Genomic DNA, 14,266 nt, shown 5'->3' on the forward strand with positions numbered 1-14,266 from the left:
GGTAAGCGCAGCGCCACCGGGCAATAAACCTTAGCGGAAGCTCACCTCTTCGCCCGCCTGGGTGGTCGCGGCCTGCTCCAGCAGATCCCAGAACGCTTCACCGCTGCGATCGCAAATCCACTCGTCGCCCTTCAGATCGAAATGGTAGCCGCCCTGTTTAGTGGCCAGCCACACCTGGTGAAGCGGTTCCTGACGGTTAATAATGATCTTGCTGCCGTTTTCGAAGCTTAAGGTCAGTACGCCGCCGTTGATTTCACAATCGATGTCGCTGTCGCCATCCCAGTCGTCAAGACGCTCTTCAATGGTTTGCCACAGGTTATCGGCAAGGCGATGGAATTCACTGTCATTCATGGTTCTGTTCCTGTTTTTCGTGATGGCGGCAGTATAACGCTAAATAATTCCGGTTGCAGGTTAGCGGCAAACTCTTGCTTTTGTGTCTTCTCCTGCGATGATAGAAAACAGAAAGCATGAACTTACAGGCAACCTGATAATGAAAAACGTTTTTGGAACGCTTGCCGTTCTCCTCGCACTGTTTAGCCTGAGTGGCTGTGGTCTGAAAGGGCCGCTCTATTTCCCACCGGCAGATAAAACCGCGCCGCCACCGACCAAAAAAGCGCAAAGCCCCGTACAAACCACCATGCCAGATCGTAACGATCGCGGCGACAATGGCGGCCCAAGCCAGGTGAATTACTGACGCGCGTTGCGAACCGCGCAATGGAGTAAATGATGCAGTTCTCTAAAATGCATGGCCTTGGCAATGATTTTATGGTCGTCGACGCGGTAACGCAGAATGTCTTCTTTTCTCCGGAGCTGATCCGCCGTCTGGCCGATCGGCATCTCGGCGTAGGCTTTGATCAGCTGCTGGTGGTTGAGCCGCCTTACGATCCGGATCTCGATTTTCACTACCGCATCTTTAATGCTGACGGTAGCGAAGTCTCCCAGTGTGGTAACGGTGCGCGCTGTTTTGCCCGCTTTGTCCGGCTGAAGGGGCTGACCAACAAGCGCGATATCCGCGTCAGTACCGCCAATGGACGCATGGTCCTGAGCGTCACCGATGACGAGCTGGTACGCGTGAACATGGGCGAGCCGAACTTCGAGCCGTCGCAGGTGCCGTTCCGCGCCAACAAAGCGGAAAAGACCTATATCATGCGCGTCGCGGAGCAGACAGTCTTGTGCGGCGTGGTCTCCATGGGGAACCCGCACTGCGTGATTCAGGTTGATGACGTCGCGACCGCGCCCGTTGAGACGCTCGGTCCGGTGCTGGAAAGCCATGAACGTTTCCCTGAGCGCGCCAATATTGGATTTATGCAGGTCATCACTCGCGATCACATCCGTCTGCGCGTCTTTGAACGCGGGGCAGGCGAGACGCAGGCGTGCGGCAGCGGTGCCTGTGCGGCCGTCGCGGTGGGGATTGCACAAGGTTTACTGGCGGAAGAGGTACGCGTGGATTTACCAGGCGGCCGTCTTGATATCGCCTGGAAAGGCCCGGGCCAGCCGCTGTTTATGACGGGCCCGGCAACACAAGTCTACGACGGGTTTATCCATCTATGAAACAACCAGGAGAAGAACTGCAGGAAACGCTGACGGAGATGGACGACCGGGCGGTTGTTGATTATCTGCTGCGCCATCCTGAGTTTTTCATTCGCAATGCACGCGTCGTTGAAGAGATGCGCGTGCCGCATCCCGTCCGCGGGACGGTCTCGCTGGTCGAATGGCATATGGCGCGTTCGCGCAATCATATCAACCATCTTGAAGAGAACATCTCGCTGCTGATGGAGCAGGCTACCAGTAATGAGGGCCTGTTCCAGCGTCTGCTGCACCTGCAGTCGCGACTGGCATCGGCCAGCAGCCTGGACGAATTTCTGCTTCGTTTGCATCGCTGGGCACGCGAGCTGGGGCTGGCCGGGGCAACCCTGCGCCTGTTCCCGGATCGCTGGCGCATCGGTGCACCTTCCGGGTTTACCCATCTGGCGTTAAACCGACAGGCGTTTGAGCCGGTGCGCATCCAGCGCATGGGATGTGAGAACCACTATCTTGGGCCGCTGAATGGCCCGGAACTGCTGGTGGTGCTGCCGGAGGCCAAAGCTATCGGTTCGGTGGCGATGTCGCTGATGGGACGCGATGGCGATCTCGGGGTGATGTTGTTCACCAGCCGCGACCCGCAGCACTATCAGCAGGGACAAGGAACACAGCTGATACAGGAGATCGCGCAGATGCTGCCCGAGCTGCTGGAGCGCTGGATTGAACGCGTATGACCGATGCTCTGCTGGCCCCTGCCGTCACGCGTTTTCTGCGCTATCTGGGCGTTGAGCGCCAGCTCAGCCCGATCACCCTGGTCAATTATCAGCGTCAGCTTGATGCCATCATGCAGCTGGCTGACGAGATCGGCCTGAAGAGCTGGCAGCAGTGTGATGCCGCCACGGTGCGCGCCTTTGCCGTACGCAGCCGCCGGAAAGGGCTTGGTCCTGCCAGCCTCGCGCTGCGTCTGTCGGCCCTGCGCAGCTTCTTCGACTGGCTGGTAAGCGAGGGCGAGCTTAACGCCAACCCGGCCAAAGGCATCGCCGCGCCAAAAGCGCCGCGCCATCTGCCCAAAAACATCGACGTCGATGACGTGAACCGCCTGCTGGATATCGATCTTAACGATCCGCTGGCGGTGCGGGATCGGGCGATGCTGGAGGTGATGTACGGCGCCGGGTTACGTCTGTCTGAGCTGGTGAACCTCGATATCAAACACCTCGATCTGGACACCGGCGAAGTGTGGGTGATGGGCAAAGGCAGCAAAGAGCGCCGCCTGCCCATTGGCCGCAACGCCGTGGCGTGGATTGAGCACTGGCTCGATCTGCGTGGGCTGTTTGGCACCGAAGACAATGCGCTGTTTCTCTCGAAGCTCGGGAAGCGCATCTCGGCGCGTAACGTGCAGAAACGCTTTGCCGAGTGGGGGATCAAGCAGGGGCTGAACAGCCATGTTCATCCGCATAAACTGCGCCACTCATTCGCCACCCACATGCTGGAGTCCAGCGGTGATTTGCGTGGGGTGCAGGAGCTGCTGGGCCACGCCAATTTGTCCACCACCCAAATCTATACCCATCTTGATTTTCAACACCTTGCCTCGGTGTACGACGCGGCGCATCCACGCGCCAAACGGGGGAAATAATGCGTTTTTATCGTCCATTAGGCCACATCTCAGCACTGACGTTCGACCTTGATGACACCCTTTACGACAACCGCGAGGTGATCCTGCGAACCGAGCAGGAAGCGCTGACGTTTGTGCAAAATTACCACCCGGCGTTAAAAACGCTGGAAAATAAAGAGTTTCACCGTCTGCGCCAGGCGTTACGGCAAACCGAGCCGGAAATCTATCACGACGTCACCGAGTGGCGTCGCCGTGCCGTGGAGCAAGCGATGCTCAACGCCGGCCTGAGCGCCGCCGAAGCCGCCCTGGGCGCAGAGGCCTCGATGGCGCACTTTGCCCAGTGGCGCAGCCGCATCGACGTCCCGCAGGAGACCCACGACACCCTGGCGAAACTGGCAGAGAAGTGGCCGCTGGTGGCTATCACCAACGGCAACGCCCAGCCGGAGCTGTTCGGCCTGGGTGACTACTTCGAATTTGTACTACGTGCAGGCCCGCACGGGCGCTCCAAGCCATTCAACGATATGTACCATCTGGCGGCGGAGAAGCTCGGCCTGCCGCTGGGCGAAATTCTTCACGTGGGCGATGACCTGACCACCGACGTCGCAGGGGCGATCCGCTGTGGGATGCAGGCCTGCTGGATCAAGCCGGAAAAGGCCGATCTGATGCAGACCGCCGACAGCCGCCTGCTGCCGCACATCGAAATTTCACGGTTGGCATCCCTCACCACGCTGATATAATCATCAGTACTATTGTATAAATTACCAGGGTTTTGCAGTCGTAGGCCCGGTAAGCGAAGCGCCACCGGGCGTTTTGCAGTGTTCCTGATTACTACGTGACGGTGCCAATGGACGTTTCTTACCTGCTCGACAGCCTTAATGACAAACAGCGTGACGCGGTTGCCGCGACGCGCACCAATATGCTGGTGCTGGCAGGGGCGGGCAGTGGTAAGACACGCGTGCTGGTACACCGCATCGCCTGGCTGCAGAGCGTCGAGAACTGCTCGCCGTACTCGATTATGGCGGTAACCTTCACCAACAAAGCGGCGGCGGAGATGCGCCACCGTATCGCCCAGCTGATGGGTACCAGCCAGGGCGGCATGTGGGTCGGGACCTTCCACGGGCTGGCGCACCGTCTGCTACGCGCGCACCATCTGGACGCTAACCTGCCGCAGGATTTTCAGATCCTCGACAGCGAAGATCAGCTGCGCCTGCTGAAGCGCCTGATCAAAGCCATGAACCTCGATGAGAAGCAGTGGCCGCCGCGTCAGGCGATGTGGTACATCAACAGCCAGAAAGACGAAGGGCTGCGCCCGCACCATATCCAGAGCTTTGGTAACCCGATTGAGCAGACCTGGCAGAAGGTCTATCAGGCCTATCAGGAGGCCTGCGATCGCGCCGGGCTGGTGGATTTCGCAGAGCTGCTGCTGCGCGCCCATGAGCTGTGGCTCAACAAGCCGCATATCCTGCAGCACTACCGCGAGCGCTTTACCAACATCCTGGTGGACGAGTTCCAGGATACCAACAACATTCAGTACGCATGGATCCGCATGCTGGCGGGCGACTCCAGCAAGGTGATGATCGTTGGCGACGACGACCAGTCGATCTACGGCTGGCGTGGCGCGCAGGTGGAAAACATCCAGCGCTTCCTCAAGGACTTCCCGGGCGCAGAAACCATTCGCCTGGAACAGAACTACCGCTCCACCAACAACATCCTGAGCGCGGCTAACGCCCTGATTGAAAACAACAACGGCCGTCTGGGTAAAAAGCTGTGGACCGAGGGCATCGACGGCGAGCCGATCTCGCTTTACTGCGCCTTTAACGAGCTGGATGAAGCCCGCTTCGTGGTGAACCGGATCAAAACCTGGCAGGACAACGGCGGCGCGCTGGAGAAGTGCGCCATTCTCTATCGCAGCAACGCCCAGTCGCGCGTGCTGGAAGAGGCGCTGCTGCAGGCCAGCATGCCGTACCGCATTTATGGCGGGATGCGCTTCTTCGAACGCCAGGAAATCAAAGACGCGCTCTCCTATCTGCGCCTGATTGCCAACCGTAACGACGACGCGGCCTTTGAGCGCGTGGTTAACACCCCGACCCGCGGCATCGGCGATCGCACCCTCGACGTGGTGCGCCAGACCTCCCGCGATCGTCAGCTGACTCTGTGGCAGGCGTGTCGCGAGCTGCTGCAGGAGAAGGCCCTCGCCGGACGTGCGGCCAGCGCCCTGCAACGCTTCCTTGAGCTAATTGAAGCCCTGGCCCAGGAAACCGCCGATATGCCGCTGCACGTTCAGACCGACCGGGTGATCAAAGACTCCGGCCTGCGCATGATGTACGAGCAGGAGAAGGGCGAGAAGGGGCAGACCCGTATCGAGAACTTAGAGGAGCTGGTGACGGCTACGCGCCAGTTCAGCTACAACGACGAAGAAGAAGATCTGATGCCGCTGCAGGCGTTCCTGTCCCATGCCGCGCTGGAAGCGGGCGAAGGGCAGGCCGACACCTGGCAGGATGCGGTTCAGCTGATGACCCTGCACTCGGCCAAAGGGCTGGAGTTCCCGCAGGTGTTTATCGTCGGCATGGAGGAGGGGATGTTCCCGAGCCAGATGTCGCTGGATGAGGGCGGTCGTCTGGAAGAGGAGCGTCGCCTGGCCTACGTCGGCGTGACTCGTGCGATGCAAAAGCTGACCCTGACCTATGCCGAAACCCGTCGTCTGTACGGCAAAGAGGTGTATCACCGCCCGTCGCGTTTTGTCGGCGAACTGCCGGAAGCGTGCGTGGAGGAGGTCCGTCTGCGGGCCAGCATCAGCCGCCCGGTGAGCCATCAGCGCCTGGGGGCACCGATCTCAGAAAACGACAGCGGGTTCAAACTCGGCCAGCGTGTCCGCCACGCCAAATTCGGAGAGGGCACGATTGTAAATCTGGAAGGCAGCGGGGAACACAGCCGTCTGCAGGTGGCATTCCAGGGGCAGGGGATCAAATGGCTGGTGGCCGCTTATGCCCGGCTGGAAGCAGTGTAACTTTCCGAAAAATATCACTATTTTTTCATAAGCTGCCAGGCTTAAACGCTGAAGGGCATTTAAAGTTCTTCAGCGTTTCGTTGCGTGTTGACGCCGCTGTGACTGCTGGCGTAACATGCGCGCACGATTACGCTAAGAGGACATTCGCCTTGGACACACCCAGTAGATGCTGGCTCAATTCCCTGTCATCCAGGAACAACTCCTAAGGCTATCTCCTCACGCTGATGCCCTTAGTGGTTGTCAGCGACAGTTATTCCCGTCGCGCTGAGTCAGGCTGTTTAATGGTCTGAAACCCAATTTGTTTCTGTGTGCCCACCGAACTGTCCGATATTTTTTGCATTGGGAGTCCCGGTCATGCTGAGCGCATTTCAACTGGAAAAGAACCGACTGATTCGGCTTGAAGCTGAAGAGTCACAACCCCTCATTGATGCCGTTTGGGTGGATCTGGTCGAGCCGGACGACGACGAACGCCTGCGCGTACAATCTGAGCTTGGACAAAGCCTGGCCACCCGCCCGGAACTGGAAGACATCGAGGCATCGGCCCGTTTCTTCGAAGACGAAGACGGTCTGCACATCCACTCCTTTTTCTTCTTCGAAGATGCGGAAGATCACGCCGGTAACTCCACCGTCGCATTTACCATCCGCGATGGTCGCCTGTTTACCCTGCGTGAGCGTGAACTGCCCGCGTTCCGTCTCTACCGTATGCGCGCCCGTAGCCAGGCGATGGTGGACGGCAATGCCTATGAGCTGCTGCTCGACCTGTTTGAAACCAAAATTGAACAGCTGGCGGATGAGATTGAGAACATCTACAGCGATCTGGAAAAGCTGAGCCGGGTGATCATGGAAGGCCATCAGGGCGATGAGTACGACGAAGCGCTCTCGACCCTGGCAGAGCTGGAAGATATCGGCTGGAAGGTGCGCCTGTGTCTGATGGATACCCAGCGCGCGCTGAACTTCCTGGTGCGCAAGGCGCGTCTGCCGGGTGGTCAGCTGGAGCAGGCGCGTGAGATCCTGCGCGATATCGAATCCCTGCTGCCGCACAATGAATCCCTGTTCCAGAAGGTCAACTTCCTGATGCAGGCGGCGATGGGCTTTATTAACATCGAGCAGAACCGCATCATCAAGATCTTCTCGGTGGTATCGGTGGTGTTCCTGCCGCCAACGCTGGTGGCCTCCAGCTACGGGATGAACTTTGAGTTTATGCCGGAGCTGAAATGGAGCTTTGGTTATCCGGGGGCGATTGTCTTTATGGTGCTCGCCGGTCTCGCGCCGTATCTCTACTTCAAGCGCCGTAACTGGCTTTAAGTGTTGCGCCGGGTGGCGGCTACGCCTACCCGGCCTCCCTCGTTCTACAACCCTTTGCGCGTCCTGCGCTGGGTATAAATCGCATCCGCAACAAATACCGCCAGTGCCACCCAGATAAAGGTAAAGGTCACCATCTTATCCGCGCCCGGCACTTCACCGTAGAATAGCACCGCCAGCAGGAACATTAGCGTCGGACCGATGTACTGGAAGAAGCCCAGCGTCGACAGGCGCAGGCGCGTTGCCGCACCGGTAAAGCACAGCAGTGGGATGGTGGTGACGACACCGGCCGCCATCAGCATCAGGTTCAGCGTCCACGGATTACTGCCCATATGGCTGGTGCTGCTGTCGGCAATGCCGAACAGATAAATCGCGGCCACTGGCAGCAGCCACAGGGTTTCAAACAGCATCCCCGTTTGTGCTTCCACGGCGATTTTCTTGCGCACCAGGCCATAGAAAGCAAAGCTGAACGCCAGCCCCAGGGCGATCACCGGTAGCGAGCCAAAGGTCCACAGCTGAACCAGCACGCCGCAGAGGGCGAGGAACACCGCCAGCCACTGCATCCGACGGAAGCGCTCGCCAAGGAACAGCATCCCCAGCACGATATTCACCAGCGGGTTAATGAAGTAGCCGAGGCTCGCCTCCAGCATGTGATGGTTATTGACCGACCAGATAAACAGCAGCCAGTTGCCGCCAATCAGTACCGCAGACAGGGCCAGCAGGAAAATTTTCTTCGGCGTTTTCAGGAGGGTTTTCACCCCTGACCACTGGCGGCTTACGCTCATCAGCGCCACCATAAAGAAAAACGACCAGATCACGCGGTGGGTAAGAATTTCGTCAGCGGGAACGTAGTGAATCAGCTTGAAGTAGGCGGGCGCGATACCCCAAATAAAATAGGCGGCAAGCGCGAGTAAAACGCCCTGCCGCGTCTGTTTAGCATCCATCAGGAAAATCCGTTACAAAAAAGTAACGCAATTTTACCCGATTTTACCCTCTCAACCCACCATATAAGTGGCGGTTGCGCTGGCGATATAAACCTGCTCTTCGTTATGCAGCTCCACGCGTGCGACCGCGACTTTATTGCCCGCCCGCAGCAGGCTGCTGCTGGCGGTAAAGCGGTTCCCGCGACCGGGGCGCAGATAATCGACGCGCAGATCGATGGTGCCCATCCGCGACAGGCGCTGGCGCAGCTCGTCTTCGTTGATGGTGTCGTGGCGGGTCAGGGTGCTGCCGACGCAAACCAGACCGGCGGCAACGTCGAGGGCAGAGGCGATCACCCCGCCGTGGAGAATGCTTTGCGCCCAGTTACCGACCATCATCGGCTGGTTGTTAAAGCTCAGTTGGGCAAAATCTTTCTCGTAGCGCTCCAGCTCAAGCCCCAGCGCGCGGTTGAACGGCATATGGTAGACGAAGATCTCGCCGACAAGCTTCAGGGCCTGGTCGGCAGTTAGCGTGGCAGACATAGCACGTCACATCCTTAGTGTTATAAGGCTGTTGATTTTATGCCTCATTAATGTGAATTTCCAGATTCAGAGCGCAGGTGAAGCGGCTATTACTGAAATATGTTAAAAGGGATCAAAATAATTCTTCATTAAAACTCTTTAGCAGGAGAGCATCACCGATGCGCATTTATCAGGCCGGATTCCTGGCGGCGGTTACGCTGCCCTCTGTGGCGTTCGCACAGGAAGCGGTAACTCAGAGGGTGCCTGCCGTACGTGGCAGCATCATCGCTAACCTTTTGGAAGAGCACGATAATCCCTTTACGCTCTATCCCTATGACAGCAACTACCTCATCTACACCGCCACCAGCGATCTCAATAAAGAGGCGATCCGCACCTATGACTGGGCCGACGATTCGCAAAAAGATGAGGTGAAGTTTCAGCTGAGCCTCGCCTTCCCGCTGTGGCGCGGCATTCTGGGGCCGAATTCGATTCTGGGTGGCTCCTACACGCAAAAATCCTGGTGGCAGCTGTCGAACAGCGACGAATCATCGCCGTTCCGTGAGACCAACTATGAGCCACAGCTGTTCCTCGGTTTCGCCACCGATTACTCGCTGGCAGGCTGGACACTGCGGGACGTGGAGTTTGGCTATAACCATATGTCGAACGGCCGCTCAGACCCCACGTCGCGCAGCTGGAACCGCCTCTATACCCGCCTGATGGCGCAAAACGGTAACTGGCTGGTGGAGGTCAAACCCTGGTATGTGGTGGGTAACACCGACGATAACCCGGATATCACCAAATACATGGGCTACTACCAGCTGCGGGTGGGCTACCAGCTGGGTGAAGCGGTCCTTAGCGTGAAGGGCCAGTACAACTGGAATACCGGCTACGGCGGCGCGGAGATGGGTGTCAGCTACCCGCTGACCAAACATGTTCGTCTCTATACTCAGGTGTATAGCGGCTATGGCGAATCGCTGATCGACTACAACTTCAACCAGACCCGCGTCGGTGTAGGCGTGATGCTGAACGATCTTTTCTAGCCTCCTCGAATGTTTTTGTCTTAAACGTTGAAGTTTCTCTCGCAGGCGCTGAAAATAGCGCCTGTTTTTATTTCAGGCAAATGGGGTTGATGTGGTGCAGGCGGAAGTCGTAAATCAGGAGTTGCTGGCTAAACAGGTTTTGCATGAAACCTTTGGCTACCAGCAGTTCCGCCCGGGCCAGGAAACCATCATTAACACCGCCCTTGCGGGCCGTGACTGTCTGGTGGTAATGCCGACCGGCGGTGGGAAATCGCTGTGCTATCAGGTTCCCGCGCTGGTGATGAACGGCCTGACGGTGGTGGTATCACCGCTGATCTCGCTGATGAAAGATCAGGTCGACCAGCTGCTGGCGAACGGTGTGGCGGCGGCCTGTATCAACTCCACCCAAACCCGCGAGCAGCAGCAGGAAGTGATGGCCGGGTGCCGTACCGGGCAGGTGCGTCTGCTGTATATCGCCCCGGAACGCCTGATGCTGGATAACTTCCTTGAGCATCTGGCGCACTGGAACCCGGTGCTGCTGGCGGTGGACGAAGCGCACTGTATTTCCCAGTGGGGCCATGATTTCCGTCCGGAGTACGCGGCCCTCGGTCATCTGCGCCAGCGTTTCCCCGAGCTGCCGTTTATGGCGCTCACCGCTACCGCCGACGACACCACCCGACAGGACATTGTGCGCCTGCTGGGGCTTAACGATCCGCTGATTCAGGTCAGCAGCTTCGACCGCCCGAATATCCGCTACATGCTGATGGAAAAATTCAAGCCGCTGGATCAGCTGCTGCGCTATGTCCAGGAGCAGCGCGGTAAGTCGGGCATCATCTACTGCAACAGCCGGGCGAAGGTGGAAGACACCGCCGCGCGTCTGCAGAGCCGGGGCTTCAGCGCCGCGGCCTATCATGCCGGGCTTGAGAACCACATTCGCGCCGACGTGCAGGAGAAATTCCAGCGCGACGACCTGCAAATCGTGGTGGCAACTGTCGCCTTTGGGATGGGCATCAACAAGCCGAACGTGCGCTTTGTGGTGCATTTCGACATTCCGCGCAATATCGAATCCTACTATCAGGAGACGGGCCGCGCCGGACGTGACGGCCTGCCTGCGGAAGCGATGCTGTTCTACGATCCGGCCGATATGGCCTGGCTGCGTCGCTGCCTCGAAGAGAAACCGCAGGGGGCGCTGCAGGATATCGAACGCCATAAGCTCAACGCGATGGGCGCCTTTGCCGAAGCGCAAACCTGCCGCCGTCTGGTGCTGCTTAACTATTTTGGCGAAGGACGTCAGGAGCCGTGCGGCAACTGCGATATCTGCCTCGATCCACCGAAGCAGTATGACGGACTGATGGACGCGCGTAAGGCGCTCTCCACCATTGGCCGCGTCAATCAACGCTTCGGCATGGGCTATGTGGTGGAAGTGCTGCGCGGCGCCAATAATCAGCGTATCCGCGAGATGGGCCATGACAAGCTGCCGGTCTACGGGATTGGTCGCGATCAGAGCCATGAGCACTGGGTCAGCGTCATCCGTCAGCTGATCCACCTCGGCTTTGCTACCCAGAACATCGCCCAGCACTCCGCGCTGCAGCTCACCGAAGCGGCCCGCCCGGTGCTGCGCGGCGTCGTGGAGCTGCAGCTGGCCGTGCCGCGCGTGGTAGCGCTCAAGCCACGGGTGATGCAGAAATCCTACGGCGGCAACTACGATCGCAAACTGTTCGCCAAGCTGCGTAAGCTGCGCAAAGCTATCGCGGACGAAGAGAATATCCCGCCGTATGTGGTATTTAACGATGCGACGCTGATCGAGATGGCCGAGCAGATGCCGCTCAGCGCCAGCGAAATGCTCAGCGTCAACGGCGTTGGCACGCGTAAACTCGAGCGTTTTGGTAAAGAGTTTATGGCGCTGATTCGTTCCCATACGGATGGCGATGATGAGGAGTAGTCAGCCCGGCAAAAAAGTGCCAGGATGATGACTCCCTGAACTATTTCCCCGCGAGTTAATTATGTTAACCCTGTTTCTGACCGTGGCGCTGGTGCACATCGTGGCGCTGATGAGCCCTGGCCCTGACTTTTTCTTTGTCTCCCAAACGGCGGTGAGTCGCTCCCGTAAAGAGGCGATGATGGGCGTGCTGGGCATTACCCTTGGCGTCATGGTCTGGGCAGCGCTGGCGCTACTGGGCCTGAACCTGATCCTCGATAAAATGGCCTGGCTGCACAACATCATCATGGTCGGCGGCGGTCTGTATCTGTGCTGGATGGGCTATCAGATGCTGCGCGGGGCGTTTAAGAAAGATGACTCCGGGGCGTCGGAGCCAAAAATGGAGCTGGCGGCCAGCGGGCGTAGCTTTGTGAAAGGGCTGCTGACCAATCTTGCCAATCCAAAAGCGATTATCTATTTCGGCTCGGTATTCTCACTGTTCGTCGGCGAAGAGGTCGGGGCCGGAGCACGCTGGGGCATTTTCCTGCTTATCGTACTGGAAACCTTCGCCTGGTTTACGGTGGTAGCGAGCCTGTTTGCGCTTCCGTCGATGCGTCGCGGTTATCAACGTCTGGCGAAGTGGATTGACGGCGTTGCCGGCGCGTTATTCGCCGGCTTCGGTATTCACCTGATCCTGTCCCGTTAAGCGTGCCTGGCTGATGCCAGCAGCGCACCGACCAGCATAAACAGCGAACCGAACACTTTATTCAGGGCCTTCATCTGACGAGGCCCTTTAATCCATGTCGCAATCCGCGTGGCCAGCGTCGCATAGCCAATCATCACAATAATATCGACCACAATGGTGGTCACGCCGAGCACCACGTACTGCATAATCTGCGGCTGATGCGGCACGATGAACTGTGGAAACAGGGCTGCCAGAAAGACGATGCTTTTCGGGTTGGTCAGGTTCACAAACACCGCGCGCTTAAACAGGCGGCCCCGGCTCTGGGTTTGAGCAAGCGTATTCAGATCCAGGGCACCCGCGGCGCGCCACTGCTGGATGCCCAGCCAGATAAGGTAGGCCGCACCGGCCCATTTCAGCACCTCAAAGGCCAGCACCGAGCGGGAGAAGAGTGTGCCGAGCCCTATACCCACCAGCACGATGTGAATACCCAGCCCGGTCTGCAATCCGGCAATGGACGCGGCTGCGCCGCGATAGCCGTGGTTCATGGCGGTGGTCATGGTATTGATGGCCCCGGAGCCCGGCGAAAGGCTGAGGATAATGGATGTCAGCAGGTAAGCGAACCACCACTCGAAGGTCATTTGAAGCTCCCGAATCGTCTATTTTTATGCCACAATACGCTAATGTTGCGTCATTTTACGACCTGTCACGAAAAAACGATATTCCTTGGCTTACAGGGGCGTAAACCCGATGTTTGAGCAGAATAAGGACTGGGAAACGCGAGAAAAGGCTTTTGCTGCTTTCTCTATGGGGCCGCTAACTGATTTCTGGCGCCAGCGCGAGGAAGGCGGTTTCACAGGCGTCGATGATGTTCCTGTGCGCTTTGTTCGTTTTCGGGCTGAAGCCCACGATTCGGTGATTGTGATCTGCCCTGGCCGGATTGAAAGTTACGTTAAGTATGCCGAGCTGGCATACGATCTTTTCCGGCTGGGTTATGACGTGCTGATTATCGACCACCGCGGTCAGGGGCGTTCCGGGCGGATGTTGTCCGACACGCACCGCGGCCATGTGGGTCAGTTCAGCGATTACGTCGATGATTTTGCCGCCTTCTGGCAGCAGGAAGTGCAGCCCGGTCCGTGGCGAAAACGGTTTATCCTGGCGCACTCAATGGGCGGCGCAATCGCCACGCTGTTTTTACAGCGCCACCCGCAGCACCAGTGTGATGCCATTGCCCTGAGCGCCCCGATGTTTGGGATCGTCATGCGCTTCCCGGACTGGATGGTACGTCATATTCTCGACTGGGCTGAGGGCCATCAGCGCATTCGTGAAGGCTATGCCATCGGCACCGGGCGCTGGCGCGCGCTGCCCTTTGCCATTAACGTGTTAACCCACAGTCGGCAGCGTTATCGCCGTAATCTGCGTTTTTATGCCGATGAACCGCGTTTACGCGTCGGGGGCCCCACCTACCATTGGGTGCGTGAAGGCATTCTGGCGGGTGTTGAGGCCCTGGCGGGCGCTGGTCAGGACGACACCCCCACGCTTATCCTTCAGGCAGAAGAGGAGCGGGTGGTGGATAACCGCATGCATACCCGCTTTTGTGAACTGCGAGCCGCAGCCGGTCACCCTTGCGAAGGGGGTCAACCGCTGGTCATAAACGGCGCGTACCATGAGATCCTTTTCGAAAAGGACGCCATGCGCTCAGTCGCACTCCACGCCATCGTCGACTTTTTCGGCAGGCATAACTGATATTCACCAGAGGTTAA

16 protein-coding genes are annotated in these 14,266 nt (G+C 58.3%); 12 read left to right on the forward strand and 4 right to left on the reverse strand.

The window, feature by feature from the left end; genetic code table 11:
- Positions 1-30: 30 nt before the first annotated feature.
- Positions 31-351 (reverse strand): iron donor protein CyaY, encoded by a 321-nt coding sequence (gene cyaY / locus M8318_RS01345; RefSeq protein ID WP_262660728.1) that lies wholly within the window; start codon positions 349-351, stop codon positions 31-33.
- A gap of 139 nt (positions 352-490) precedes the next feature.
- Between cyaY and lptM the strand changes: the two genes are divergently transcribed.
- From lptM to corA, 8 genes are all read left to right on the forward strand, one after another.
- Positions 491-694 carry an LPS translocon maturation chaperone LptM gene (gene lptM / locus M8318_RS01350; protein WP_106995931.1) on the forward strand — a complete coding sequence of 68 codons (204 nt, stop codon included), beginning with the start codon at positions 491-493 and terminating at the stop codon, positions 692-694.
- A gap of 32 nt (positions 695-726) precedes the next feature.
- Positions 727-1,551: a diaminopimelate epimerase gene (gene dapF / locus M8318_RS01355; protein ID WP_262660729.1), complete on the forward strand. Its 825-nt coding sequence runs from the start codon at positions 727-729 to the stop codon at positions 1,549-1,551.
- The gene (locus M8318_RS01360) at positions 1,548-2,255 is read left to right on the forward strand and encodes a DUF484 domain-containing protein (protein ID WP_262660730.1); all 708 of its coding nucleotides are present in this window, start codon (positions 1,548-1,550) and stop codon (positions 2,253-2,255) included. The genes dapF and M8318_RS01360 overlap by 4 nt, the downstream gene beginning before the upstream one ends.
- Complete coding sequence (gene xerC / locus M8318_RS01365; RefSeq protein WP_262660731.1) at positions 2,252-3,154, forward strand: tyrosine recombinase XerC; 903 nt, start codon at positions 2,252-2,254, stop codon at positions 3,152-3,154. Before M8318_RS01360 ends, xerC begins: the two co-directional genes overlap by 4 nt.
- Positions 3,154-3,870, forward strand: coding sequence for a 5-amino-6-(5-phospho-D-ribitylamino)uracil phosphatase YigB (gene yigB / locus M8318_RS01370; protein WP_106995927.1), 717 nt, complete (start codon positions 3,154-3,156; stop codon positions 3,868-3,870). The genes xerC and yigB overlap by 1 nt, the downstream gene beginning before the upstream one ends.
- Before the next feature lie 107 nt (positions 3,871-3,977).
- A complete protein-coding gene (gene uvrD, locus M8318_RS01375; protein ID WP_262660732.1) occupies positions 3,978-6,140 on the forward strand; it encodes a DNA helicase II in 2,163 nt (720 codons plus the stop codon).
- On the forward strand, positions 6,101-6,346 hold the full coding sequence (ysgD, locus tag M8318_RS22695) for a YsgD/CorL family protein (protein WP_408612143.1): 246 nt from the start codon (positions 6,101-6,103) through the stop codon (positions 6,344-6,346). Before uvrD ends, ysgD begins: the two co-directional genes overlap by 40 nt.
- Positions 6,347-6,494: 148 nt before the next feature.
- Positions 6,495-7,445, forward strand: a complete 951-nt coding sequence (corA, locus tag M8318_RS01380; RefSeq protein WP_262660733.1) for a magnesium/cobalt transporter CorA — start codon at positions 6,495-6,497, stop codon at positions 7,443-7,445.
- A gap of 44 nt (positions 7,446-7,489) precedes the next feature.
- Here the strand turns inward: corA and rarD are convergent, their stop codons facing one another.
- Together rarD and yigI are read right to left on the reverse strand one after the other, a co-directional pair.
- On the reverse strand, positions 7,490-8,386 hold the full coding sequence (gene rarD / locus M8318_RS01385; RefSeq protein WP_262660734.1) for an EamA family transporter RarD: 897 nt from the start codon (positions 8,384-8,386) through the stop codon (positions 7,490-7,492).
- A 51-nt stretch (positions 8,387-8,437) separates the two neighbouring features.
- Positions 8,438-8,905 carry an acyl-CoA thioesterase YigI gene (gene yigI / locus M8318_RS01390; RefSeq protein ID WP_106995923.1) on the reverse strand — a complete coding sequence of 156 codons (468 nt, stop codon included), beginning with the start codon at positions 8,903-8,905 and terminating at the stop codon, positions 8,438-8,440.
- 158 nt (positions 8,906-9,063) lie between these two features.
- Between yigI and pldA the strand changes: the two genes are divergently transcribed.
- From pldA to rhtC, 3 genes are all read left to right on the forward strand, one after another.
- Complete coding sequence (gene pldA / locus M8318_RS01395; protein ID WP_262660735.1) at positions 9,064-9,924, forward strand: phospholipase A; 861 nt, start codon at positions 9,064-9,066, stop codon at positions 9,922-9,924.
- Positions 9,925-10,015: 91 nt separating this feature from the next.
- Complete coding sequence (gene recQ / locus M8318_RS01400) at positions 10,016-11,845, forward strand: ATP-dependent DNA helicase RecQ (RefSeq protein WP_106995921.1); 1,830 nt, start codon at positions 10,016-10,018, stop codon at positions 11,843-11,845.
- A gap of 61 nt (positions 11,846-11,906) precedes the next feature.
- A complete protein-coding gene (gene rhtC, locus M8318_RS01405; RefSeq protein WP_166184705.1) occupies positions 11,907-12,527 on the forward strand; it encodes a threonine export protein RhtC in 621 nt (206 codons plus the stop codon).
- Here rhtC and rhtB read toward each other — a convergent pair.
- A complete protein-coding gene (rhtB, locus tag M8318_RS01410; protein ID WP_106995919.1) occupies positions 12,524-13,144 on the reverse strand; it encodes a homoserine/homoserine lactone efflux protein in 621 nt (206 codons plus the stop codon). The genes rhtC and rhtB overlap by 4 nt on opposite strands.
- 109 nt (positions 13,145-13,253) lie before the next feature.
- On the opposite strand from rhtB, the gene pldB reads away from it, so the two are divergent.
- The gene (gene pldB, locus M8318_RS01415; RefSeq protein ID WP_262660736.1) at positions 13,254-14,249 is read left to right on the forward strand and encodes a lysophospholipase L2; all 996 of its coding nucleotides are present in this window, start codon (positions 13,254-13,256) and stop codon (positions 14,247-14,249) included.
- The last annotated feature ends 17 nt before the right edge of the window (positions 14,250-14,266 follow it).

Source organism: Leclercia tamurae (assembly GCF_025566055.1).
GTDB classification, from domain to species: Bacteria; Pseudomonadota; Gammaproteobacteria; order Enterobacterales; family Enterobacteriaceae; genus Enterobacter; species Enterobacter tamurae.

What these genes read in the sequence shown, in the direction of transcription:
- cyaY (WP_262660728.1), bottom strand. Translation starts at nt 351, where the DNA reads ATGAATGACAGTGAATTCCATCGCCTTGCCGATAACCTGTGGCAAACC.
- rhtC (WP_166184705.1), top strand. Translation starts at nt 11,907, where the DNA reads ATGTTAACCCTGTTTCTGACCGTGGCGCTGGTGCACATCGTGGCGCTG.
- rhtB (WP_106995919.1), bottom strand. Translation starts at nt 13,144, where the DNA reads ATGACCTTCGAGTGGTGGTTCGCTTACCTGCTGACATCCATTATCCTC.
- xerC (WP_262660731.1), top strand. Translation starts at nt 2,252, where the DNA reads ATGACCGATGCTCTGCTGGCCCCTGCCGTCACGCGTTTTCTGCGCTAT.
- pldB (WP_262660736.1), top strand. Translation starts at nt 13,254, where the DNA reads ATGTTTGAGCAGAATAAGGACTGGGAAACGCGAGAAAAGGCTTTTGCT.
- corA (WP_262660733.1), top strand. Translation starts at nt 6,495, where the DNA reads ATGCTGAGCGCATTTCAACTGGAAAAGAACCGACTGATTCGGCTTGAA.
- uvrD (WP_262660732.1), top strand. Translation starts at nt 3,978, where the DNA reads ATGGACGTTTCTTACCTGCTCGACAGCCTTAATGACAAACAGCGTGAC.
- lptM (WP_106995931.1), top strand. Translation starts at nt 491, where the DNA reads ATGAAAAACGTTTTTGGAACGCTTGCCGTTCTCCTCGCACTGTTTAGC.
- M8318_RS01360 (WP_262660730.1), top strand. Translation starts at nt 1,548, where the DNA reads ATGAAACAACCAGGAGAAGAACTGCAGGAAACGCTGACGGAGATGGAC.
- dapF (WP_262660729.1), top strand. Translation starts at nt 727, where the DNA reads ATGCAGTTCTCTAAAATGCATGGCCTTGGCAATGATTTTATGGTCGTC.
- ysgD (WP_408612143.1), top strand. Translation starts at nt 6,101, where the DNA reads ATGGCTGGTGGCCGCTTATGCCCGGCTGGAAGCAGTGTAACTTTCCGA.
- rarD (WP_262660734.1), bottom strand. Translation starts at nt 8,386, where the DNA reads ATGGATGCTAAACAGACGCGGCAGGGCGTTTTACTCGCGCTTGCCGCC.
- yigB (WP_106995927.1), top strand. Translation starts at nt 3,154, where the DNA reads ATGCGTTTTTATCGTCCATTAGGCCACATCTCAGCACTGACGTTCGAC.
- yigI (WP_106995923.1), bottom strand. Translation starts at nt 8,905, where the DNA reads ATGTCTGCCACGCTAACTGCCGACCAGGCCCTGAAGCTTGTCGGCGAG.
- pldA (WP_262660735.1), top strand. Translation starts at nt 9,064, where the DNA reads ATGCGCATTTATCAGGCCGGATTCCTGGCGGCGGTTACGCTGCCCTCT.